This is a genomic window from Spirosoma rhododendri, assembly GCF_012849055.1.
Taxonomy (GTDB): domain Bacteria; phylum Bacteroidota; class Bacteroidia; order Cytophagales; family Spirosomataceae; genus Spirosoma; species Spirosoma rhododendri.
The window spans coordinates 4,404,487-4,429,013 of sequence record NZ_CP051677.1 but is presented as its reverse complement, the minus strand read 5'-3'; the positions used below and the strand labels follow the sequence as shown (position 1 = coordinate 4,429,013).

At 54.1% G+C, this 24,527-nt stretch carries 12 protein-coding genes; 3 read left to right on the top strand and 9 right to left on the bottom strand.

The genetic code is table 11. The features are described from left to right. Positions 1-3 precede the first annotated feature (3 nt). On the top strand, positions 4-1,185 hold the full coding sequence (locus tag HH216_RS18405) for a cysteine desulfurase family protein (RefSeq protein ID WP_169552124.1): 1,182 nt from the start codon (positions 4-6) through the stop codon (positions 1,183-1,185). A 55-nt stretch (positions 1,186-1,240) separates the two neighbouring features. On the opposite strand, the gene HH216_RS18400 is transcribed toward HH216_RS18405, so the two are convergent. Further along, positions 1,241-3,277, bottom strand: coding sequence for a PAS domain-containing sensor histidine kinase (locus HH216_RS18400; protein ID WP_169552123.1), 2,037 nt, complete (start codon positions 3,275-3,277; stop codon positions 1,241-1,243). A gap of 496 nt (positions 3,278-3,773) precedes the next feature. On the opposite strand from HH216_RS18400, the gene HH216_RS18395 reads away from it, so the two are divergent. Together HH216_RS18395 and HH216_RS18390 are read left to right on the top strand one after the other, a co-directional pair. After that, positions 3,774-4,748, top strand: coding sequence for an NADP-dependent oxidoreductase (locus tag HH216_RS18395; RefSeq protein WP_169552122.1), 975 nt, complete (start codon positions 3,774-3,776; stop codon positions 4,746-4,748). After that, positions 4,745-5,653: a helix-turn-helix domain-containing protein gene (locus tag HH216_RS18390; protein WP_169552121.1), complete on the top strand. Its 909-nt coding sequence runs from the start codon at positions 4,745-4,747 to the stop codon at positions 5,651-5,653. Before HH216_RS18395 ends, HH216_RS18390 begins: the two co-directional genes overlap by 4 nt. 231 nt (positions 5,654-5,884) lie before the next feature. Here the strand turns inward: HH216_RS18390 and HH216_RS18385 are convergent, their stop codons facing one another. The 8 genes from HH216_RS18385 to HH216_RS18350 form a co-directional block, all read right to left on the bottom strand. Further along, entirely contained in the window at positions 5,885-7,750 is a 1,866-nt protein-coding gene (locus HH216_RS18385) for a DUF262 domain-containing protein (protein WP_169552120.1), read from the bottom strand. A 253-nt stretch (positions 7,751-8,003) separates the two neighbouring features. Continuing rightward, complete coding sequence (locus tag HH216_RS18380; RefSeq protein WP_169552119.1) at positions 8,004-10,286, bottom strand: family 20 glycosylhydrolase; 2,283 nt, start codon at positions 10,284-10,286, stop codon at positions 8,004-8,006. 219 nt (positions 10,287-10,505) lie between these two features. After that, entirely contained in the window at positions 10,506-11,849 is a 1,344-nt protein-coding gene (locus tag HH216_RS18375; RefSeq protein ID WP_169552118.1) for an NAD(P)/FAD-dependent oxidoreductase, read from the bottom strand. An 11-nt stretch (positions 11,850-11,860) separates the two neighbouring features. Further along, positions 11,861-12,952 carry a polysaccharide biosynthesis protein gene (locus tag HH216_RS18370; protein ID WP_169552117.1) on the bottom strand — a complete coding sequence of 364 codons (1,092 nt, stop codon included), beginning with the start codon at positions 12,950-12,952 and terminating at the stop codon, positions 11,861-11,863. 236 nt (positions 12,953-13,188) lie between these two features. Then, a complete protein-coding gene (locus HH216_RS18365) occupies positions 13,189-15,237 on the bottom strand; it encodes an alpha-L-fucosidase (protein WP_169552116.1) in 2,049 nt (682 codons plus the stop codon). A 356-nt stretch (positions 15,238-15,593) separates the two neighbouring features. Further along, positions 15,594-19,601 carry a non-ribosomal peptide synthetase gene (locus HH216_RS18360; protein WP_169552115.1) on the bottom strand — a complete coding sequence of 1,336 codons (4,008 nt, stop codon included), beginning with the start codon at positions 19,599-19,601 and terminating at the stop codon, positions 15,594-15,596. 740 nt (positions 19,602-20,341) lie between these two features. Next, positions 20,342-20,830, bottom strand: a complete 489-nt coding sequence (locus tag HH216_RS18355; protein ID WP_169552114.1) for a hypothetical protein — start codon at positions 20,828-20,830, stop codon at positions 20,342-20,344. A 255-nt stretch (positions 20,831-21,085) separates the two neighbouring features. Beyond that, complete coding sequence (locus tag HH216_RS18350) at positions 21,086-24,442, bottom strand: DUF7133 domain-containing protein (protein WP_254448849.1); 3,357 nt, start codon at positions 24,440-24,442, stop codon at positions 21,086-21,088. Between the last annotated feature and the right edge of the window lie 85 nt (positions 24,443-24,527).

Genomic DNA, 24,527 nt, shown 5'->3' with positions numbered 1-24,527 from the left:
GTTATGACCACCACTGCGCCCGTTTATCTCGATAATGCTGCCACTACCAAACTCGACCCGGCCGTGCTGGAGGCCATGCTGCCGCTCATGACCGAGCAGTTTGGCAATCCCTCGTCGATACACAGCCACGGGCGGATGGTCAGGACGGCGATCGAGAAAGCGCGTAAAACGGTGGCTTCGCTGCTCAACACGTCGCCCGCCGAAATTTTCTTTACGTCCGGCGGCACTGAAGCCGACAATACGGCCATTCGCAGCAGTATCGAAACCTTCGGACTGACCCACGCCATTACCTCGCCCCTCGAACACCATGCCGTGCTGCACACCCTGCAACACCTCGAAAAGGCCGGTGCGATCAGGTTGAGTATGGTTGACATCGACGCGCAGGGCCGTGTCGACCTCAACCATCTGGAGAAGCTGCTGCGCGAACACCGCATTGCGGGCGGTCCCTCGGCGCGGTCGCTGGTGTCGCTCATGCACGGCAACAACGAAATCGGGAATCTGCTGCCCATCGAGCGGGTAGGTGAGCTGTGCCGGGCGTACGATGCTGTGTTTCACTCCGATACAGTGCAGACGATGGGCCATTTCCGTCACAATCTGCAAACGCTGCCTGTCGACTTCATCGTGGGGGCCGGACACAAATTTCACGGCCCCAAAGGTGTCGGGTTTCTGTACGTCAACGCCGATACGAAGATTCACCCGTTTATCTACGGCGGGGCGCAGGAACGCAACATGCGGGGCGGCACGGAGAACGTCTACGGCATCGTGGGGCTGGCCAAAGCCCTCGAAATTGCCTATGCCGAGATGGACGAACACCAACAGCACATCAGCAGCCTGAAACGACGGATGATTGGGCGGCTGCGCGAAGGGCTACCAGGCGTGTCGTTTAACGGCGAATCGGCCGATGTCGACAGTAGTCTGTATACGGTCCTGAATGTGAGCCTTCCTGCGTCGGAGCTGAACGATATGCTGCTGTTCAACCTCGACATTGCCCGGATTTCCGCATCGGGTGGGTCGGCCTGTTCGAGCGGGTCCAACGTCGGCTCGCACGTACTGGCGGCTCTGCCTGGTATCGACCCCGACCGGGGTTATGTCCGGTTCTCGTTTGGCAAATACAACACCCCCGCCGAAATCGACTACGCCGTCGATACGCTGGTTGGGCTGTATCAGAAGGAGCTAACGTTGTAATTGGCGCGGGTAGCGAAAGCCTGAGTAACCGGTGGGACTGGCCTGAACCGCGCACTCAATCCGCAGGCAAATAAATCATAAAGGTTGCGCCAAGCCCCGGCTGACTGATGGCGGTAATGGCTCCGCCGTGGTTGGCGACTACTTTCTCGCAGATTGCCAGACCGACCCCCGTCCCTGCGTATTGATCTTTGCCGTGTAGTCGCTGGAAGACCTGAAAAATACGATCGAGGTACTTCTCCTCGAAACCAATACCGTTGTCGGCGACATCGATACGGCAGTAAAATGCCATTCGGCGGGCGGGTTTGATCGACGCGGGCAGCTGCTCGGCCCGGATGATATGGCTGCTGATGCGGATTGCGGGGGGGACTCCCGGCTGGCGAAATTTCAGGGCATTGCTGATCAGATTCTGGAACAACTGCCCTAACTGAACGGCATCGCCCCGCACAGTTGGCAGCGCGTCGACGGCCACCTGTGCCTCCGTTTCGGTGATCGTCCAGTCGAGCACGGTTAGTGCAGCATCCGTAACGGTTTGCAGGGCCACCAGCTCATCGATGCTGCGCTGGGTGGAAATACGGGAAAAGTCAAGCAGGTCTTTAATCAGAATCGACATCCGGCTTGCCGCCACCTGCATTCGCTCCAGATAGGTCAGTTCGTCTTTATCTACCTGCCCGGCCAGCCGGGTCTTCAGCAGATCGCCGAACTGCTGAATCTTGCGCAGCGGCTCCTGCAAGTCGTGCGAAGCGATATAGGCGAAGGTTTGCAGGTTCTCGTTGGAGCGCGTCAGCAGATTATTGGCTTCTTCCAGCTCTTCGTTGATAGACGCATATTCCTCATTGCTGGCAGCAAGTTCCCTGTTGGTAGTGGCCAGTTCTCCCGTACGCTCCTGCACCTGTTGTTCCAGCAGTAGCTGTAACTCCCGCTGCGCCGTTATATCCTGCGCCGTCCCTTCAATTTTAACCGGTTGTCCGTTGGGTGCAAAGTAGACCCGGCCCATCGCGTGCAGAATCACCTGGTTTCCCGTTTTGGCGTTGATAGCCGAGTGAATAACATCGTAGCGGCCATCGGAACCCGGCAACAGGGTGTTATACAGGCTGGTACGAACGTGATCTCGATCGCCTTCGCCGACGCCGGAGATGAACGCTTCGGTATTCGCCGTCAGCTTGTCGAAGCCAAACCAGTCAGCCACGCGCGGTGAGGCCGTGAGCAGATTGGTGGCGACATCGACGCTGAACGTACCCAGTTCTGCCAGCTCGATGGTGTTATTAAGGGCAATCTCGTTGTTCTGCAACGTTTGGCGGATCAGTACCTGCTCGGTTACGTCGATGGCAATATTGATAACGCCGTATATCTGTCCGTCGCTGTCGTACAGCGGATTGTAGGCATGGTTGAACCAGACCGTTCTGGGCTGTCCGTTCTCGATCAGTTCTGCCATGCCCTCCGCCTGCCGAAACGGTTCACCCGTGTCAAATACGTGCTGAAGCTGGGCCAGAAAGGGCTGTCCGTCCAGTTCGGGGATGGCTACGTGCAGCGTCTTGCCAATTACTGATTCATCCTTTCCCCAGATGGCCAGCATGGCTGTGTTGACCTGCTGAATCAGCATATCACGACCCATATAGACCGCCGTAGCCGCTGGTGTCGCCTTGACCAGATCTGCAAGCCGGGCGTCGTCGCTGATCTTTTGTCTGTCTGTTACCTGCTGTGTTACTTCCTGTGTGATGCCCCCAAAGCGAATCAGTTCGCCCGATTCAGTACGGTAAGTCCGGCCTGCAAATCGAACCCACCGCAGCATTCCGTCGTCGACGCCGATGGTGCGATAGGTCTGATCGTATATCCCGCCAGATTGTGGATTTACCGCCCACTGTACTGCTTCATCAACCCGCTGAACGTCGTCGGGATGGATGTGCCGGATAGCCTGTTCATACGGTATGGAATTACTGTCGGCAATCCCAAACAGGGCCTGCGTCTGCCTGTCCCAGTCGATCAAACCCGTGACGGGGTTGTATTCCCAGACGCCGAGTCCGGCGGCCTGGAGGGCAAAATTGACGTCAAGCTGCTCGTGTAGTGTAGCCGAAAACTGCTGATCACCGGTCATCGAAGTACAAGTTTTATATCGCAAGTTAATCAATCAGGCCATTGTTGGTCAACTAGCCAGTTGAACAGACAGGTTGTTCGTAACCGGAAGCGGTTTGATCGGTAACGGCCGGGCCGCTTCAGCCTGGTGAGCAGCTGAAACGGCCTGTTGTAACGAGTTTCGCGCGCAGGTACCCCCGCGTGGTTATCGAAGGCGGTACAGCCGCCGACCCGGCTGCCGTTGAAACGATGGGTATATCGTTCAGAAAACCCGGAAGCTGCTGAATGTCGGTGCCGAAAAGTGATCTGGATAACAAGACAAGCCAACAAGTTACTGTGGCTAACCCGCATGACAACTGGCAGATAAAGGACTGGCCCATTCCGGTCTTAGCCCGTATGAATTAGCGATATTGGCTAACACTGAGGCTACGGTTGTTTCGGCTAACACATACGGTGTTTCGGCTAAATCTGTCGCGCTGGGGCTTACGACCTTTGTGTCGTAACCAAAACAGATATGTATGAAAGCCGTAAGAATTCATGAATTTGGCGGGGCTGATGTGCTGACAGTAGAGGAAATCGAACGGCCTGTTCCCGCGCCGGATGAGGTATTAGTGCGTGTGTATGCCAGCAGTGTGAACCCAGTCGACTGGGTGATTCGCAACGGGGCCAACGAAGGGATACGGTCTTTCCTGACCCTGCCGATGACACTGGGTTGCGATGGGGCCGGTATTGTGGAAGAAGCAGGTAGTGACGTAACGGGCTTCCAGAAGGGCGATGCCGTGTACGGACTGGCTAATTTCTTCAGCAACGGTACCTACGCTGAGTATTGCGCGGCCAAAGCCAGCCAGTTTGCTCTGAAACCCCAGCGGCTGAGCTTCACGGAAGCGGCTGCGGTGCCGTTGGCCGCGCTGACCGCCTGGACGGGGATGTACGAATACGGGAAACTTGAGTCGGGGCAGCGCATCCTGATTACGGGGGCATCGGGTGGGGTCGGTAGTTTCGCCGTGCAGTTCGCCAGAGCAACAGGTGCCTATGTAATCGCGGTGGCATCGGCCCGGAATCAGGACTTTCTCAACGAACTCGGAGCCGATGCCGTAATCGACTACACCACCCAGCCTGTCGACGAGTGGGTACAGGACGTGGACGTGGTGCTTGACGCGTCGCCCCTTCGCGACAACAAAGAGCGGGTAAAGTTGGTCAATACATTGAAAGAAGGCGGTATATTCGTCAGTGTCAACACCGACCTGCCATTTACGGATGAGGTGCTGAATGCCCTTGCCACCAGGCAGGCGACGGGTGAACTGGCGGCCAACCAGCCCCGCCGGGAGTGGCTGGAGCAGATAGCCCGGCTGATCGACGCAGGTGAGGTAAAGGTATTCATCAGCAAGGTGTTTCCGCTGGATGAGGTCGCTCAGGCGCACCGCGAAAGCGAACGCTGGCACACCCGTGGCAAACTTGTTCTGGACGTAGTTAAAGCCGACAACGAAGCATGAAGTCGTTCAAGTCGATCAGCGATTTTTACCGCTCCCTCGCGATACCGGCCCCGCAGCACCCGCTCATCAGCGTACTCGACGTGGGTACCGTTCCGCACGCTAACCATGATGAGCCGGTCAACATGACGATGAATTTTTATTCCATCGCGGTGAAGCGGATGAGCAACGTCCGGGTGAAGTACGGGCAGCAATCGTTCGATTTCAACGACGGTGTTATGTCGTTTATCGCGCCCAATCAGGTGTTCAGCATGACGGTCGACAATAAAGACGAAGCGACGACGAAATCGGGCTGGGTCATGTACATCCATCCCGATTTTATCTGGAACACGACGCTGGCTAAAACCATCAGGCACTACGATTTCTGGGATTATTCGCTCAACGAAACCCTGTGGCTGTCGGAAAAAGAGGAAGCCGTTGTGAGTGCGATCATGCAGAATATCAGACAGGAATGCGAGGCCAATATCGACGCGTTCAGCAAGCCCATCATCATCTCGCACATCGAAACCTTGCTGAACTACGCCGACCGGTTTTACCATCGTCAGTTCCTGACGCGCGATAAAGCGGCTCATCAGATACTCGACCGGCTGGAGACGTTGCTGGATACGTGGTTTGCCCATACTGATCTGGCCGACAGGGGATTGCCGACCGTCAGATACGTGGCCGAACAGCTGAATCTGTCGCCAAAATACCTGAGTAATCTGCTGCGCGTCTTGACAGGGCAAACTACCCAGCAGCACATTCACGATAAACTGATCGAGAAAGCGAAAGAAAAACTATCGACTACGGATCTGACCGTTAGCGAGATAGCGTACGAGCTGGGTTTCGAGCACCTGCCTTCGTTCAGCAAGTTGTTTAAGACCAGAACCCAGCAGACACCCCTGGCCTTTAGAACGTCGTTCAACTAATAAAACCGGCTGTGGTTGCCAGCAGAGTAGCAATAAGCAAAACGGCTCCGGATAGTATCCTGAGCCGTTTTTACTAAGGAGTAAATTAGGTGTCGGGTGTGTCCTGTAGGGTAAAAATATTGGAATTGTGCTTGAGCATAAAGTGTGCCTTTACTTAAGTGACTTATTTTATTTGAATTTCACAGACTTAATAGTTAAGAGGAATCTCAAACGGTGGCGTTAGAATCGTGGTCAGATAGCTTCTGTCTTCTTATTGAGGTCTTTTAACGTTTTTAAGCTGTTTCCTGAATAGTACTCTTTTAACAAACTCACTATTCTGTTATGGTTGCTCTTTATGTTGTCAATGTTCCAATCATTATATTTGAAAAACACGTGGTTAGTATTGGCCCTCGCTTCAAAAGCACCTTGAAATTTTTGTCTTTTGGTAGAATATGGTGAATTGCTAAGTGAAGCGTTTTTCCTTCTATCAACAAGTACAACGTTTCCAATCCTGTGTAACCATTCTGAATGACTGTCTTTTTCTATATCCCAACTCGTACCTTCTACTTTCTGAGGCATTAAATGCTCAAGCGAAGCAGAGTTTTTGCTAAAAAATAAATGTGTATTAATGTTACTAAGTATTAAGTCTAGTTTTAATAGTAGATATCTAGTTTTGTTAACTTTTGTTCCTGAGAACGCGCCCCATTTTTCTTCATCTATTATTCGAAATAAATTATTAATGTTTATAGCTGTAGAAGCTTTGTCGTCTACATAGTCATATTGTAACGTTGGATCAATTAAAAATTGATCGGCGGCAATTTTGTTATTATTCTGTTCTTTCTTTATTTCTTCCATGCGTCGAAGTATGATAAAAGTTCTAGACTGAATATTTCTGTTATCCAACAACCAGTAAGCGGAATAAAGATTATCTATCTTTATAATGAACTCTACTATACCATATTCGCCAAAGCACTCTCTGTAATGCATAAGCGGAACCATATATATGTTACTAAATGTGGTAGTTAGTATATAATTTATGTTAGAGAAACAGTTCCCACTACCAGATTGCTCTTGAAAATTATTGCTATTTATTACTTCAAGATGTTTAATGTATCTTCCTATGAAGTCAAAAGTCGAGCTGCCTTTCTCTAATAGATTCTGTTTACTGTACATGAAATCGAATGCTCTGATGAGGCTTTGGTTATCATCGCTTCTGTATTTCATTTTTATGTAAACCATAGCCCACAAGAATTCGTCAAAAGACTTATAGGGTGCACTTACACTATTCTCATACTCTTCCCAATTAGATGCATATTTTTTTCTTAGTTTTTCATCGTTTATGACTCGAAGGTTTTGCGCTCTCAATATATCACTAGATTGTAATTGTACTCCTCGACTATTTAGCACTGTAAATAAGTTATAAGCATCGTCGAGATTATCAGAGGTTGCTAGGAATAGAGCTAAGACTTTCGTTGATAAGTATATGTAAAAACTTGATAAATGTTGTTGGAATAGAGCATCACTATCTATTTCCATCTCTTTTTCTAACCACCATTCCTTAATAAAATTAATAGCCTTTGCCATATTTCTTGTAGAAATACTCTCATCTTTGTCTTTTATCAGATCACTTAATTCCATCTCTTTCAAAGTTCCTCCATCTTTTATAATAAATTTATCTATGAAGTCTTTGTCGTTTCTGATTTGGAACTCTATTCTATTCCTCTCTGGTATTCCCTTATATATATTACCTTTCTGCTGCATCCGCTCCAAGACGTCCTTCTTTAAATCATCACTTTTTGAAATGTCTCTAATTACCGCTTGTAAAATATAAATTGTTATAAATCTTTGTTGTCCATCTAAGATATCTTGACAGGCGTATTCAATATTTGCTTCTTTTATGTATTTGGTATTCCATATCATACAGCCTAGAAAGTATTCCTTTTTTTCTCCCTGTTTCCCATCCTGACCTAGAGCATTACTTATATCTTCTAAAAGATCTACTATTTGTTCGTTACCCCAGACATATGCTCTTTGATAATCTGGTATGTTATAAAAACGGTCAGAAGCGAAAATGTCCATTATGTATTTTTTGCCTGTGTCTAGCGAATAATCAGCCATTGTGATAAGTAAGTTGGTTAGTAGCTAAATGGCAAAATAAGCAATATGTCAAGAATTACCATGTGACATTTGTTATAAATTGTAATATTATCGCTAGAATCTATGAATATGTAACATATTGTATTATTTGGCTAAAAAATATTAAATTTTAATGTTATAACATAAAGCAAATAGTTCATAGACTTGAAGTGTAGAGATACACTTACCCGTTAACAATAGCAGTCTCGGACAACACTGTCCGAGACTGCTATTGTTAACGGGTAAACCAACTGTCGGGGATGTCCTGCGGGGCGGAGCCGTTGAGGCTGTATTTGAGTTTGAGTGTGAAGCCGCCACCGCCCTCGATGAAGTCGGCGGAGAACGGGTGCGCGCCTTTGCTGAGGGCCACCTGCCCGCTTTTTTCGATGGGGAAGTGGTTGCCGTCGTTGTCAACGACGAGCCGGTCGGCGATGTGCAGAACGCCCCCATCGTCGCAGGTGTAGAAGAAGCTGTAAACGCCCGTTTCCGGCACCGTCAGAAAGCCCCGGTATTGCAGACCAAAGCTCGGCGCATTGACCGACGGCGGCACGACGAGATTAGCCGCCGTGAACATACTGTCGGCTTTCAGATCTGTCATTTCCTTCACCGACTTAAAGGCTTTCTTGAAATAGCTGACCTGTAGCCCTGCTTTCGACGTGCCCACCGCGACGGGCTTGGCGTAGTCCTGCTGCTGATAGCGAAGCGTGTAGACGTCGCCCCGCACACCCGAGGGCGTAAAGGCGGCCACACTGACGGTCTGAGGCTTGTCGATCACCAGGCCGTCGGGTAGGGTAGGCGAGGTCGTCTGGGGCTGCGAGCCGTCGGTGGTGTAGCGGAGGATGTAGCTGTCGAGGGGTTTGCGGATGCGGAGGGTGGCCTTGTCGACAAAGACGTTTTCTTCGGCGAAACCCGTCAGGTCGGGCAGGCGGTAGTGAATGCCCATCTGCTCCATCCGCAGGAGGTGGGACAGGAGCCGTTGCTGAAACGACGGGTAGTCTTTTTTACCCGTCCAGACTACTTCCGAAAGGGCCGTCATGCGGGGCATGGTCATGTAATCGGCGCGGTTTTCGGTCGGGATGTATTCGGTCCAGAGGTTGGCCTGCGCGCCCAGAAACTGCTGCGTCTGCTGGGTTGTAACATCCTCCGGCACGACCGCCAGTTTGTACACGTTCTCCACCGACTGACTACCCGGCGGGCTGTCGAAGTACAGCGTGCTGACGGGTGTCATCACCACGTCGTTGCCGTTGCGGGCGGCTTTCTGCGGGGCATCTTTTACCCAGCTACGCCAGTACATGACGGCCGTCGACGGTTTCAGGCCCCCTTCGAGCGCGTCGTCCCAGACCATGAGTTTCTTGCCTTTCGACTGCACGAACCGCTCGATGCGATGCACGAAATAGCTTTGCAGCTCCTCAACGTTTTTGATGCCCTCGCGCTTCATCAACTCCTGACAGGCTGGTGTCTGCGCCCAGGTCGACTTCTCCACTTCATCGGCCCCGATGTGAACGTACTGACTCGGAAACAGGGCGATTACCTCGCTCAACACCGTTTCCATAAACGTGTAGGTCGGCTCGTTGCAGGGGCAGATGGGTACCGAAAACGTCTTGCCCCAACCCGACTGCCCGGTGCAACTCAGCATCGGATAGGCGTTGATGGCTGCGCTCAGGTGTCCCGGCATGTCGATTTCGGGGATGATCTCGATGTGTCGGGCGGCTGCGTAGGCGATCAGCTCGCGGATCTGCGCCTGCGTGTAGAAGCCCCCGTACTCAGTTTTGCCGTTCTGCTGCCGCAGGAATTTTTTTGGGAGGTCGAAGTCGGGGTTGGTCAGGGCGCGTTTCAGCACCACCGAATCCTGGTTGTTGTAGGTCCGAAAAGCACCTTCGCTCGTCAGTTTGGGGTAGGCTTTTATCTCCAGCCGCCAGCCCTGATCGTCGGTGAGGTGGAGGTGGAATTTGTTGAACTTATACAGCGCCATCCGGTCGATGTAGGCACGGAGGTAGTCGAGCGAAAAGAAATGCCGCGACACGTCGAGGTGCATCCCCCGCCAATCGTAGGTCGGTTGGTCCTGAATCGTGACGGCGGGCAGCGTTAGTGAAGCAACGGCCTTACCCGGCTTCTCGATACCCACGGGCAATAACTGACGGATGGTCTGCACGGCGCGGAACATCCCGACCGGCTGCGCGGCTTTCAGCGTCACCAGCTGGGGCGTAATCGTCAGCGCATAGCCCTCAGCCGCCGTCACCGATGGGTCGTGTTGCAGAACAATGCGCGGCCCGGTACCCGTCATAGGCAGCTTTTGGCCAAGACCTGCTTCGATTAGCGTTCGTAACTGACCAGCTTCGTTGCTGAACCGCTTATCAACCGAAACGACGGGCGTTTTGGCGGTAATCGTAAACTGACCGGTAGCCGGGCTGAGCGATGTTGGGTAGGGAATGAGCGGATACCGCTGCGCCGGGGTCTGAGCCTGCACGGACGCTGCGCAGACCAGAACAGCCAGTAAAGATGAATAAAATCGAAGCATACAAAACGTGACCCGCTGGTTGAGTTAGACTGGCTGGTGATACCGGGTGCTGTGTACCGGCCAACGTAGGTTTGTCGGGATGAAAATCGGCTACCAAAGATATAAATTAAACTTTTTTAAAATATGATGATCACTGAGTGCCGTAGTGGTTTTAACAAAAACGAAGGCTTCACTTCCAGTGGAAATGAAGCCTTCGTTGCTATCGAAACGTAGCCCGGTCTATGCTGCCCGATCCAGCCTGGGCGTGGTCAGCGCCAGGTCATGGGTGGCTTGTTCGGGACGGGGTTGCTTTCTGAGCCACAGGCCGATCCGCTGCCGTTTGGTGAACAGAAACAGCCAGTCGTTGATCGAGGAGCGCATGACCCGGCGGCTGGGGATGAAGTAATGAAAGAAAAGTAGCCGGATGGTCCAGGCCAGCCAACCGGTCGCCTGCACCCCGTAGAGTTCCAGGATGGCTTTCCCGACGCCCAGGCTGGCCGTTTCGCCCATACCCCGAAAACGGAATGGCTTCAACGACTGCTGCCGGATGGCGCGGGCAATATTGCGCCCGGCTGATTCACCATGCTTAATAGCCCACAGCGCGTTGGATGGACTGCCCTCCTGATGCCCGATACGCGGCACAAGACAGGCATCGCCACCGCCCCAGATGGTTGGATGGTCGAGCAGTTGCTGGTACGAATTGGTCTGAATTCGGTTCTGCGCGTCGCGCTGAAATGCTTCCGTGCCCGGAAGTTCCAGCCGCTGCTGACCCACCGTCGTAATCGTCATGGTGCTTTCCAGCACCGTGCCGTCGTCGAGTTGCGCACCGATGGCCGTTATGCGTGCCAGCCGCCGATTGGCAATGCGCTGGATACCGTAGGCGTCGATGGTTCGCTCCGCGTAACCGACCAGTCGCTGGCAGGTGTTGCCGAGAGCGGGCAGCACATGTGCTCCACTGTGGATGAGCCGAACCGTCGGGCTGACGTGCCGGAGGGTGTCGTGCTCTTTCACCAGCAGCTGGAGGTACTCCGCCACGTTGGTAGCCAGTTCGACGCCCGTAAAACCGGCACCCGCTACATTTACGCGCAACATCTGTTGCGCCTGCCGTGCTGGCATTCGGGCGGCCCGCTGAACCAGTTCGTAGAGCGCATCGTGGGTGCGGTGAAAGGCGTCGCGGTCTTTGATCTGGTAACCTAACTCCCGGCTTCCGTCAATCGTCAGGCTGTCGGTGGTGCCCATGCCCAGCAGCAGATGATCGTAGGTCAGCCATTGTTCCTGGCCTCCCGCGAGTTGCACCTGCACTGTTTTCGAGGGAGTGTTCACCGCTACTGCCCGGCCCGTAAGCAATGTCGCCTGCGGCATCAGTTCGGCCAGTGGACTAACCTGACTCTCGACCCGAAGAATGTCCGTCAGTGTTTCGGCGGTCCAGCCGTGATAGGCATGACCCGTCAGTGGGCAGACAACGGTGATCTGGACATCACCCCGGCGCAGTTCGGTGCGGAGTTTACGGGCTAGCGACCGGTAGGCCCACACGGAGACATACCCTCCGCCGAGGATAAGAACCTGAACAGGGTTCGTTTTCATTGTTGGTGGGTTTAGAACGCGGGAACGAGTGATGTGGTAACTGATGAATCGTCGTAGGTATTTACTGACTGCGGCAGCCGTTTGCCGAAGCTATAATCGGGGGCGAGGTCGAAGCCCAGGTGCGCGTACTGCTGGGCTAGCTTGCTAATGTATTCAGCCTGTTCCAGCGTGGGATTGCCAACACTGAAATGCCCTTCGTGTCCCGCCTGCGCCAGCAACATCGTTTCGGCGAGGCAGGCGTAGGAGATGCCGGGGGCCAGCCCAATCGAGCAGTTCATGCGGAGGTGTTTCATCGCCACCAGGCCACCATCGTACACGATTACGTCGGGTCGCTGGCTGACCAGCTCTGGGTGGGTGTTGCGCGGCATGGTATCATCGAGCACCACGGCTCCGGCCTTCAGGTGTTCCGCTTTCAGGACGGAGTCGGCCGCGCTGGTGAGCAGCACCACAATATCGGCCCGTTTGATGTCGTCGATCTGCTGCGATACAATAGGGTTGCAGTCTGGATGCTGGGCGTGCATTGTATTCGCCATTGCCCGCAGCTTCCGTTCGTTGCGGGCTACCAGCATATACCGGGCTTCGGGTTGGTATTTGGCGAGTAACTGACACAGCAGGCTGCCGACGCTACCGGTTGCGCCCACGAGTGCGACCGTCGGGTAATTGCTGTACGACTGCTGGATGAGTCTGGCGACTTTTTTCCAAGTGATGTAGGCCGTAAATGCGTTACCGTTCGTCACCGAGATGGGGGCGGTATCGACCAGGGTGCGTCCGCCCAGCGTGATGGGTGACGTGAATGCGCCAAGCCCCACGATCTCGGCCCCTTTTGACGCGCCCAGGTCGATAGCCGCCCGGATCTGGGGCATCATGGCACCCTGCTGCTCCAGCAATTGTCGGCCGGTATACGGAACCATGATGATGTGGCCTTCCGGGGCGGTGGCGCCGGGGGTCAGCGTCACGTCGCTCCAGAGAAAGGGCGATACGGGGCGGCTGCGCATAACAGACCGGTAAAACCCTTCAGGGATCCAGCCCAGCGGTTTAGACATCAGGGCCAGGTCTTTTTGATAGCTGTCACGAAGGTGTACGAGGAAGGCAAATTTTTTCATTAGTACCGTTAATTTGATCGTAGGGATGTGTTTTGATTGATGAATCAAAGGTCTCTACGGCTGGTTAACGACTCGTTTGCTTTCCGGTCAACAGCTATTGATTTTTGGTCATTCGTAAACTAAATTCTTTTTTTAGACACATTGATGGACAATACCAAGAGCAAACTGCATTTTTAGCTTCTCTCCATCGACTTTGTCGACCACGTTTACATCATATGTAATGGTCTGTGTACGAATTACTTGGTTAGCGCGCCCAGTTCAGCGATAGAGATGGTGGGGGCGTTGGCTTCGGTGGTTTCGAGTGCGTCGAACTTCAGGTAGCGGGCGGTTTCCGGTTTGCTGAACCGGATCGTCTGCAATACGGGACTGTTGTTGATGTTACTGAACGCACCCTGACTGACCGGGGCCGACCACGTGTTGCCATCCTGACTGACCGACAGGGCGTAGCGATAGACGATACCTTCTTTTTTGCCGTCCTGCCGGGGGAGGTAGGTGAAGCCACGCAGGGGCAGCGATTCGCCCAGATCAACCACGACCGACGTTGGTCCTTCGCCCGCTTTGGGTTGTCGCCAGAACGTATCGGGGTTACCATCGATCATAGCGTCTGCCTTTTTGTCGGATGAACTGACGCTCCATTTGGCGGAACTGATGTCGAACGCCGTCGTGACGGGGCTGCTTGCCTGCTTCATGTTATTGATGAACGCGCGGGCTTTTACCGTGCCGCCAGTCGCCAGCGCGAACGGCTTGGTAAAGCGCGGACTTTTCGCCGTTGGCTCCGACCCGTCGGTGGTGTAGGTAATGACGGGGTCGGAGGTGCGCGGGCTGGCAATGCGCACCAGTCCGTCTTTGCTACGGCTGATAACCGGTGTTACGATCAGCTCCGGCGCGTTATAGATTTCGATGTTACGGATAATCGGGCTGGCCAGCGACTGCTCGATGCTGACGCGCAGCTTACTGGTCGTCGTGGTTGGGAAGCGCAGGATCCGTCGGTTACCGATGGTCGTGCCGATGGCGATGGGCTGGTAGCTGCCGTTCTGGAAAGCGGCCACGGAGAATTTTTCCACCCGCTGCCCCAGTTCGATGTATTCTTCAATCAGCAGGCGGTTGAGCGTAGTTGGTTTGCCGAGATCGATGTCGATAGTGGCTTGCTTGGCTCCGTCGGCAGCGGCCCAGTAGGTGTCGCGTTTACCATCGAGTAGGTTGCTGGCCGCGAAGGTTGGCTTATTGGCAAACGAACTATTGGTCGACACCTGTTTGCCCCCCGCCAGATTGACCGTGGCTTTGTCGGTATACGCTTTGAGTTCCAGCAGCCGTTTGGCGTCGTTTTCGTGGACCAGCCCCCGCCGGTCAACGGGCAGGTTGAGCAGCCAGTTGCCGTTGCGCCCAATGGAGCTGTAGTAAATGTCGACCAGGTGTTCGAGCGATTTTACCTTATCGTCTTCGCTGGCGTGGTAGTACCAGCCCGGCCGGATCGAGCAGTTGACTTCGGTGGGCACCCAGTCCTTGGCGCCCTGTTCACCCACAGTCAGTTCCCAATAGTTGGGGTAGCCGGGGTAGACTTTGTCGCGGTTGATGGTACACCAGTTGGTTTCGCCCGCGTAGCCGTCTTCGTTGCCCACCCAGCGAATGTCGGGGCCGGCATCACTGAAAATGACCGCGTTGGGCTGGTACTGCCGCACCGTCGCGATGAAGCCCGGCCAGTCGTATACCTGCTTTTTGCCGTTGGGCCCTTCGCCGTTGGCCCCGTCGAACCATACTTCAAACACATCGCCGTACTGGGTCAGCACTTCTTTGAGCGTATTCTTGAAAATGTCATTGTATTCGGGCGTGCCATAGGCGGGGTGGTTGCGGTCCCAGGGCGAGAGATACACCCCGAACTTCAGCCCGTATTCCTTGCAGGCAGCTGAGAGTTCTTTCAACACGTCACCTTTCCCATTGCGCCACTTGCTGTTTTTAACCGAATGTTCGGTGTATTTCGACGGCCACAGGCAGAAGCCGTCGTGGTGCTTGGCCGTAATTACGATGCCTTCCATGCCTGCCTGCTTCGCCGTTCGGGCCCACTGCCGACAGTCGAGCTGCGTGGGGTTGAAGTCGTCTGGTTTCTCGGTGCCATGCCCCCATTCCTCGTTCGTAAACGTATTCATGTTGAAGTGAACAAAGGCATAGTACTTCATCTTGTGCCACGCCAGTTGCCGCGGTGAGGGTAGCGCACCGTACGGAGCAGGTGTTTGGGCGGAAGCCAGCACAGACAGGCTAAACAACAGAATGCCAATAAGAAAACGCATGAGCAGGCAGGATAAATAGATCAGTAGAGTACCGAAGTCGTCAACCAACAGTATGTACTGATGAATGCGCGTTCAGCAAAGCCGAAAGTTACTAAGTAAAAAATTTTAAAAATATAGTTTGGTCAAATTCATCACCGGCCAAACCCGTCCGTATTGATAAAGAATTGGCTGGCGCCCCGGTGTAAAAGGATGGGTATACGCCAGGTTTCCGTCATGCTGACGCAGGAAGCATCTTCGGTAGCCAGTCACGGCTGGAACTAAGGTGACTGGCGTCACAAGCATTCCGGCCCGTCGAAGCCAGGGCGATTGCCGTAGCTCCGACAGGCCGGAGTTTGAGGGTACTCGATCGAAATATTCTACGCCTTGTCCAGCACGTTTTGCAGCGTTCTGGCGAACGACTTATCGTTTGGCGGATCAAACAGGCTATTGTGATTTCCCGGCACTTCGTGCACCGTAACGCCCTTTAGAGCGAACGGTTTCCAGCCGAGAAATTCGAAATCGTGCATGTAAAAAATCCGCTCTTTGGCCCGAAACAAATCGATGCGCACCTGATGCGGAACCAGCACATATTTGGTGTATGCCGCCTGACTTTTCTGGTAGACATCGTAGTAATTGCCCAAAAAGACTTTGAGGTGATCTTCGTCGTACTTGACCCGCCGGTACAGCTGACTAATCTTACGCTTCAACGATTCTGTTTTGACAAGTAAGGTGTGCTGAGGGTCGTCTTTCAGTTGCGTCAGCACGTAGAACCTTGTTTTAAGCGAAACAAGCATGTTACCGCTCATTTTTCGCAGCCAGGAGTCGTACTGCCTTGCCTCGTACACGTAGGTGTCGAACATGGCCAGCATCTTCACCACTTTACCCTGGGCGGTCAGTTGCCGGCTCATCTCATACGCGATAACACCCCCGAAGGAGAAACCGGCCAGGGCATAGGGGCCGTCCGGGTTTTTGGCCATGATGGCGTCGATGTAGTACGTCGCCATCTCCTCGATACTGTCGTGGGGCTTGTCCGCACTGTTAATGCCTTTCGCCTGTAAGCCGTAAACGGGCTGGTCAGGGTCCATGTGCATGGCCAGTGTGTTGAACAGCAATACGTGCAGGCCCGCGCCGTGTACGATGTAGAGCGGCATCTTCGTACCCTGCGGCTTGATGGGAACGAGCGCATCCCATACGACAGACGTACCGTCCATTTGTAGGGCCAGGGCTAACTTTTCGACCGTCGGATACTCAAACAACGTCGATAGTGGAAGCCGCTTGCCGGTTTCCTTCTCCAGCCGGTTCATCACCTGTACGGCCACCAGCGAATGGCCGCCAAGTTCGAAGAAGTTGTCGAAAACGTCCAGTTTGTCGAGCTTCAGGCAGTCCAGCCATATGGCGGCTACCCGTTGTTCGACGTCGGTGCGCGGCCCCACGTAATCGGTGCGGGTTCCGGGCTCACCCACGAGTGGGGCGGGCAGTGACTTACGATCTACTTTCCCGTTCGGGGTCAGTGGAATGTGTTTCACTGCCACAAAATGAACTGGAATCATGTAGTCGGGCAGGTGTTGCTGCATCTGTTGTTTCCAGACCAGAATCTGCTCCTGAGAAGCCAGGTGAAGCGGAACCACGTAAGCCACCAGTTGCGGATGGCCCTGCCGATCGTCGTGCGCTGTAACGACAGCTTCTTTAATCCCCTCAAGGGCCGCCAATACCGCTTCGATCTCCAGCAGTTCGATGCGATGCCCCCGAATTTTTACCTGATGGTCGACGCGCCCCAGGCAGTGTATGTCGCCATCGGCCCGGAACTCGCCCAGATCACCCGTTCGATACATGGTGCCGGGTGCCCCTCCGGTGAATGGATTGGTTACGAACCGTTCGTTTGTCAACTCCTGCCGGTTCAGGTAGCCGCGTGCCACGCCGTCGCCAGCAATGTAAATTTCACCGGCTAAGCCTTCCGCTACGGGTTTGAGGAACGCATCGAGTATGTAAACCTGCGTGTTGTTGATGGGCCTGCCGATGGTAATATCATCCGCGCTGACGATTCGTTTGACGGTCGACCAGATCGTTGTTTCGGTTGGTCCGTATACGTTCCACAACTCATCGCATCGGGTGAGCAGGTGCGTGGCCAGGTCTTTCGGCAGGGCTTCGCCCCCGCAAAGCGCTTTCAGCGGCAAGCGATCAGTCCAGTCGCTGTCGAGCATCATTCGCCAGGTCGAGGGGGTTGCCTGCATCACGCTGATCTGTGCCGATTTAACGAGAGCCAGCAGAGCCCGGCCATCCTTAGCCGTCGCCGTGTCGGTGAGGTATACGGTGGCCCCCACAAGCAGCGGAAGAAACAGCTCCAGACCGGCGATGTCGAAGGAAATGGTGGTTACGGCCAGTAACGTGTCGTTGTCGCTGATACCGGGTGCCTGGGCCATGCTCCACAACAGGTTGACCAGGTTGCGGTGTTCGATCAGCACGCCCTTGGGCTTCCCCGTGGACCCCGACGTATAGAGTACGTAAGCCAGACTGTCGCCCGAGTGCGTAAGGGCGGGAGCTGTCGTGGGGTAACCGGCTATGGCGAGCGCCGTGTCTTCCATGACCAGCTCGGTGGTCTGACCGCGCAAACGCCCCTGGTAGTTGCGGGATACGAGCACTCGTTTGGCGCCCGAATCGGCTACCATAAAGCTGATCCGATCCTGGGGGTAGGTTGGGTCGAGGGGCAGGTAGGCGGCACCGGCCCGCAGTATGGCGAGTAGCGCTATCAGCATGTCCGGCGAGCGGTCAACCGCCACACCGATTATGTCGCCCTGTCGAACACCCGACGCCAGCAGGTAATGCGCCAGCTGGTTGGCCGTTTCGTTTAGCTGCCGATACGACAGTGTACTGCCGTTGAAAATAAGGGCTGGTTTGGTCGCGTAGGTTGCCGACGTTTGTTCGATCAACTGATCGAGGGGCGTATCGCGCGGGTAGTCGGCCTGAGTGTTGTTCCACCGGGCCAGTTGTTCGAGCAGTCTGTTGGTTTCAATCAGGTTAATCGACCCGATCATGACGGACGGATCAACCGTAATCGTGCTCAAAATATGCTCAAACTCGACCATCATTTTACGAATGGTCTCCGCCGTGAACAACTGCGTATTGTACGACCATTCCACGGTGAGCGCATTGCCGGCCCCGCTGATATTGACAAACAGCTCAAAATTTTCGTAGGCCCTCGGATTACTGATTAACTGAAAGGTTAGATCGTGAAAGTGAACGCCATCGTCCAAACCCATATCGACGTTAAATACGACGGGAACCAGCGGAATCGTCGACAGATCACGGGCCATGCTCAACTTTTTCAGTAAGCTACCAAACGTGATTAGCCGATGGTCAAGCGCATCCTGAACCGCCGTTTTTCGATGCTTTAAAAACTCCAAAAAGCTAACATCGGCCGTCAGCTTGCTTCGTAGCGGCAGCAAACTCACGCAGTGGCCTACCAGCTGATAATGTCCGGTAGCCGACTGATCGGCAGCCGGCAAACCGAGCACAATATCATTCTGGCCCGTCAACCGATACAGCAATACTTCGAACGCGGTCATGAGCGTAGTAACGAAGCCACATCCCGCTTTCAGGCCCATTTTCTTCACGGCTGCAACTACGTCCGGCTTTAACGGATAGTCCAGCCGGTCGCTGTCAAAACTGCGGGGTGTTTTTCGGGGGAAATCGGTTGGCAGATGCACCGTCGGTATATTGTCGGCGTACTGATCGAGCCAGTAGCGTTCGCTTTGCTGGTAGTCGTCACTCTGATTGAACAGAAACCGTTCCCGGGCGTACTGGCTGAACGGAATCGCATCGGGGAGTTTCGCGGCCATTTTTTGGGTATAGGCCGAGTACAGCGTACCCAATTCCTGTAGCATGATACCCGTAGACCAGCCATCGCAAATAATATGGTGAGCGGTCATTACAAAATAATGACTCGATGCCGACAGGGAGAAAAGCGTGGCTTTCAGTAAGGGGCCATGCTGCAAATCGAAAACGTATGTTGACTCTTCGCGCGTATAATCAGTTAGTTGCCGTTGCTGGTTTTCCGGCAATTCGGCCGACACATCCCGAAACTGTAAACGAACAGGAGAATCGGTGTAGACGCAAACTGTTTTGCCATCAGGACTCAATACCGACCGTAGCGCTTCATGACGGGTGATTAGCGTGAACAGGGCTTGTTCGAGCGCATACCGGTCTAAAAAGCCGGTGAATTGAAGTGAAATAGATTCGTTGTAGGCTCGGCTGGCATCATCACCGCCCAGCAGGCAAGCCGCCCATATTTCCATTTGCGCTTCTGTCGAAGGGGCGATGTGGGAAAAGGCAGGGCCTGCGAATGGGTCAAAATCAACAATTTTTGCGTGTGGAGTAGATAGAGTCATGCGTGTTGGATTTTTTAAGCTTTGGTTGGAGGAATTTTCATGTGTTTATATGGTTGATACAGGTTTAGTCGAATTTGCTTGGTTAGTGCAACAGGATTCGTCGGGTTTTTTGAGAGCAGACTTGTGCTTACAATTTCACCTGACGTTTTGATAAGGTAATTGCTGATAAAATGATAAAATGGTCCTTTTATGGCCATGTATCATAGCTAACTGTGTGGCGTGAATTTTTAGAAATGACACGCCATAGATATGATATTATTTTCTACCTTTGAGCCGATTTTGAACAGGCTAAGAGCGCTGTTAATGAATCTATTCAGTTGAACTACGTCGGCCTTGTTTAGCTTTCGATAGTATATTTTATTAACATGTGAGACGTTTATAATGGGTGGATAGAAACGGGTAATTAGTATGCAATTTATTACAGCAAATTTCTGATAATGCTATCTGTTTTTTTGAGTTAATCCTGACTGTATAAGCTTATAGTTAATTTCGGTTTCTAACAGACTGAATATGTTTTCTTGAAAAGTCAGAAAAGAACATAATAGAAATTAATTGGCTAATTTTTTAACGAAAAAATAGAAAGTTAAAAGTCAATATTTACTTATCGGTAGTCTACTTTTTTTAACTAAAATGAGCATAGTTTCATAGGGTATAATTCGGTTTTTACGCAGACCATAAAAGCAAAAAGACCCGCTATCAGCGCTGATAGCGGGTCTTTTTGCTGTGTAAAATGCGGTCGGCTAGTGACGGGGCCGGTGGGGTGGCGTACCTGTGCCACTCTGCGGAGGTGTCGCCGTTCCAGCACGTGGTGGTGTGGCCGTTCCACTGCGGGGCGGGGTTGCGGTGCCGCTGTGGGGGCCGGTCGCCGTACCGCTATGCGGTGGTCCGTTGTGCGGACCAGTTGCAGTACCGTTGTGCGGTGGCGTTGCAGTTCCGCTATGGGATGGCGTGGCCGTTCCACTGTGCGGGCCAGTTGCCGTACCATTGTGTGGGCCAGTCGCGGTGCCATTGTGGGGACCAGTTGCCGTACCGTTGTGTGGGCCGGTGGCTGTACCACTGTGCGGACCACCGGCGGTGCCATTGTGTGGGCCGGTCACCGTGCCGCTCATAACGCTGCCGCTACGGGCTGCACCGCTGGCATCGGCGGGGTTTAAATCAGAACTCTTGGTGCAGGCGTAGCCGAGTGCCAGCACAGTAAGCAGCGAACAGGCAACAAATACTTTTTTCATAGGAATAACCAGCGGGGGAATAGTTTGGACAACATCCATGAGCCATTACGTGACATCAGCTGCTATCGTGGCAGCGTTAATGCAAAATTAATCTCTGTCAGAATTGATTTAAAATACTGAAAATGAGTTAATTGTAATTGTAAAGGGTGAGTAATAATAACTAAATTTTCACGTTAGGATCAGGCTGTCGAACAAAAAAACGGGCCTACCTGCGACGATTCGCAGGTAGGCCCGTTGCTATCAAACTGTATGCTACTACTCGTTCTTAAGCGTGGCCAGAAAGCTGACCACGTCGCGGATTTCGCGCTTTGTCAGTAGGTACGTCATCTGCGGCATACTCGACGGGTCAGTGGTGCGCTTGGCGATCTGACTCTTCGGAATTGTCATCGTCGGTTTGTCGCCCTGCTTCACCTTGACATCGGTGCTTGTTTCGCCTTCCATCGTGCCGCTAACGGTCTTACCGTTTTTCAGCTTCAGCGTTACCGACCCGTAGCCGGGGGCAATCCGGGCGCTGGGGTTGATAACGGCTTCGAGCAATTGGTCACGCGTCAGGCGGCTGGCGACGCCGTTGAGCCGGGGACCCGCGTTACCGCCGAGATCGTCGTACGAGTGGCAACGGATACACTGCGCGGTCGGGTGGCGGAAGAAAACGCGACGCCCTTTGTCGGGTTCGCCACCAAACAGCGCGCCCTTAAAGGTAGACGACAGCGCGTCGGGCGAGAGTTTGGCAAGCGTGCCTTTGTACTGACTGATAAGGGGTGCCGAATGGGTGCTGTCGATGGCTTCTTCCAGTTCGAGTTGAATTTCCGGCGCAAGGGTTCCTTTCGCCAGCTTACCCATCATCTGCATGAAGATCGGCTGCGTGTACTTGATCGGCAGTTTACCCAGCGTCAGCAGAGCCGCCTGTTTTTCTTCGGCCGTGCGGGTGTCGATGACGTTGGTCAGCAGGCTAACCATCCGGTCGCTGGGCATATTGCTTTTCGCGACTAAATCCAGACCGGCAACGCGCACCGACTTGTTCTGATCGGACAGCGCCTGCTCGATGGCTTTGCTGAGTTGCGGGTCGTTGAGCGACGCCAGCGTTTTCAGGGCAGCAATGCGGACTGGCGCGTCGGCATCGCTCGTGAGCCGGGTCATCAGCACAGGGCCGGCCGACGTGATTCCCAGTGTCTGAATCGCTTTGATGGCGCTGAGCCGAACGGGCAGTTCGTTGCTACCAACCAGTTTGGTATACAAATCGGCCGTTTGCGTACGTAGCGTACCCGCGTCGCGCTTTGCCTCACCCCGGTAGCGACCGTCGACCCGGTCGAGCACCGATGGGTCGGCCCAGGTGCTGAGTGCGTCGAGGGCTTCGGCCCGCATCTCGGCGGGGTTGGCGTCGTTCTGCGCGTAGGTCATCAGGTGCTGCATGGCTTCGGGCGTGCCGACGCGCAGGTTGGCGTTGATGGCCCGGCGAATGAGCGGCTCGTTCGTAAACTTCGTGCTGACCAGCAGGTTGCTCAGCGCGGGCAGGGCTTTTGGAATCGAAAAATCGTCGTTGATACCTCGTGATGCTTCCGTCACGACAAACGCATCCGAGTCGTTGAGGAACCGGGCGATTTCGGGGCTTTCCATCCGGCGCAGGGCCACCACGGCGGCAATCCGCAACGCCCGCGAGGGACTGCTGCTCAGGGCTGCCACCGGCTCAACCTTGCCGATGCGAGACAGGGCCAGACTACCGGCGTGGCGCAGGTAAGCGTCAGCGTCGTTGTTGGCTTCCAGCATCTTGATGATTGGCTGAACCGCCGGTTCGTAGGCAATGCGGCCGAGGGCTTCGGCGGCAAAGAACCGGGTGCGGGCGTTGGTATCAGTCAGCAGCGGGATCAAGGCAGCTCCTGCGTCGGCGTAGCGAATGTCGCCCAGCCACTTAGCTGCCTGCGCCCGGATTTCGGGATCGCTGTCGGTCAGCAGGGGCATGATGCCCTGCGCGTACTGCTTATCTTGCCGGGACAGTTGCGCCATCCCCCAGATGCCGTGTACCCGCGCCAGTTGGTTGGCCGTCTGCTTCGTCGCGGCTGTCAGCACCTCGGCACCCTTCGCCTTCCGGTCGACCAGTTCGAACTGCGCTTTCATCCGCACCCGCATGTCGGCGTTATACAGCAACTTGCCCAGGTCGGCTTCCGGGCGTCCGTTGAAATCGGCCGCCAGCAGCATCTTGGTTTCCTTGCGTTCGGCCGACGCTGCCGCCGATTTATCGTCCAGTTTCCAGATACGGCCGTAGTCTTTGGTATCCCAGCCGTTGACCCAGTCGGCTACGTACATCGCACCATCGGGGCCGAAGTCAATGCCGGTTGCCAGCACACCACCGAGAATTTTCTCCTGCTGACCCAGCTCAAACGACGCGCCTTTGGGCTTCAACTTAAACGCGTGAATGCCCGACTGTGCGGGGTTGCCGACGAATTCAGCGATGAAAAATGTGTTTTTGTACTTGGGCGACAGCGCCGTGCCGGGGTTGTAAAGCATACCGGCCGGGCCGCTGACGAAGTTGGCGAGGGTGGGGGTGATGTAGGCCGCCTGCCCTTCGAAGCGCGGCAGGTACATCTTTTCGTCCATCCAGACCTTATACGTGTTGTTTTTCGGATCCCGGTATTTGCCGTACTGCCAGTTGCTGCGCCAGCCCGTATCCGATCCGTTGGTGATGTAGACCAACCGTTCTTTTTCGCCCGCGTGGTCGCCGTCGTTATCTTCGCTGATGAGATTGCCGTATTCGTCGAACACGAATTCGTGCGTGTTTCTGACGCCGTGAGCAAACACCTCGAAATCACTGCCGTCGGGGTTAGCCCGCACGACAACACCCGTGTTGGCGTAGTTCATCGACTTGCCGTTGGCGTCCTTCCCGCCGTTGAACCCGATGTCGCCGATTTGCCAGTAGATTTTGCCGTCCGGCCCCATCTCGACGCCCGACATCCCGTGGCCGCTGAAGCCGACGTGAATACCGTAGCCGGTCGAGAGTGATTTCTTCTCATCGGGAATACCGTCGCCGTTGGTGTCGCGCAGCCGCCACAGGTCGGGCGCGACGGTCACAAACAGGTCTTTGCCGTTGGCGAGTACACCCCCGGCGACGTCGGTTACTTCGTCGTTGAAATCGTTGACAACCAGTTGCGTTTGGTCGGCTACGCCATCTCCGTTCGTGTCTTCGATGCGGTAGACGTTCTCCTTCTCGACGGTCATATCGCGCCAGTCGTGCGACCCGTCGCCGTTGACGTCTTTGAGCCACTCGTTCTTTTTGCTGTTTTCCGGCGATAAGGCCCGGTGCAGAAAGGCGCGTTTGTCTTCGATGCTTTGCAGCTTGTTCGACTCGATTTCCCAGTCCTGATGCCCCCGAATGTCAAATTCCGAGTTTTTCTGCCGATTGGTACGGGTGTAGTATAACCGTCCGTTGTCGTCGATGTCGATACCGATGGGGTCAGCGACGAGCGAGTCGACACCCCATACGGTGAGTGATAGCCCTTCGGCCAGTTTCGGGCTGACGGTGGCTTCGATAGCTTTGGCCATCTGAACTGCCTTAGCCGGGTCGAGTCGCTTGATCGGCTCTTTAACGGGGTCGTTGGCCTGCTGATACCCGGCCAGCATCAGCACCGGAATCAGACCGCCCAGCCATACCGACGTGGGTGTTACATAGGGACGGAAACGGGCCAGTTTGTGACTTATTTTCCAG

What these genes read in the sequence shown, in the direction of transcription:
- HH216_RS18405 (WP_169552124.1), top strand. Translation starts at nt 4, where the DNA reads ATGACCACCACTGCGCCCGTTTATCTCGATAATGCTGCCACTACCAAA.
- HH216_RS18400 (WP_169552123.1), bottom strand. Translation starts at nt 3,277, where the DNA reads ATGACCGGTGATCAGCAGTTTTCGGCTACACTACACGAGCAGCTTGAC.
- HH216_RS18395 (WP_169552122.1), top strand. Translation starts at nt 3,774, where the DNA reads ATGAAAGCCGTAAGAATTCATGAATTTGGCGGGGCTGATGTGCTGACA.
- HH216_RS18390 (WP_169552121.1), top strand. Translation starts at nt 4,745, where the DNA reads ATGAAGTCGTTCAAGTCGATCAGCGATTTTTACCGCTCCCTCGCGATA.
- HH216_RS18385 (WP_169552120.1), bottom strand. Translation starts at nt 7,750, where the DNA reads ATGGCTGATTATTCGCTAGACACAGGCAAAAAATACATAATGGACATT.
- HH216_RS18380 (WP_169552119.1), bottom strand. Translation starts at nt 10,286, where the DNA reads ATGCTTCGATTTTATTCATCTTTACTGGCTGTTCTGGTCTGCGCAGCG.
- HH216_RS18375 (WP_169552118.1), bottom strand. Translation starts at nt 11,849, where the DNA reads ATGAAAACGAACCCTGTTCAGGTTCTTATCCTCGGCGGAGGGTATGTC.
- HH216_RS18370 (WP_169552117.1), bottom strand. Translation starts at nt 12,952, where the DNA reads ATGAAAAAATTTGCCTTCCTCGTACACCTTCGTGACAGCTATCAAAAA.
- HH216_RS18365 (WP_169552116.1), bottom strand. Translation starts at nt 15,237, where the DNA reads ATGCGTTTTCTTATTGGCATTCTGTTGTTTAGCCTGTCTGTGCTGGCT.
- HH216_RS18360 (WP_169552115.1), bottom strand. Translation starts at nt 19,601, where the DNA reads ATGACTCTATCTACTCCACACGCAAAAATTGTTGATTTTGACCCATTC.
- HH216_RS18355 (WP_169552114.1), bottom strand. Translation starts at nt 20,830, where the DNA reads ATGAAAAAAGTATTTGTTGCCTGTTCGCTGCTTACTGTGCTGGCACTC.
- HH216_RS18350 (WP_254448849.1), bottom strand. Translation starts at nt 24,442, where the DNA reads ATGCTGGCCGGGTATCAGCAGGCCAACGACCCCGTTAAAGAGCCGATC.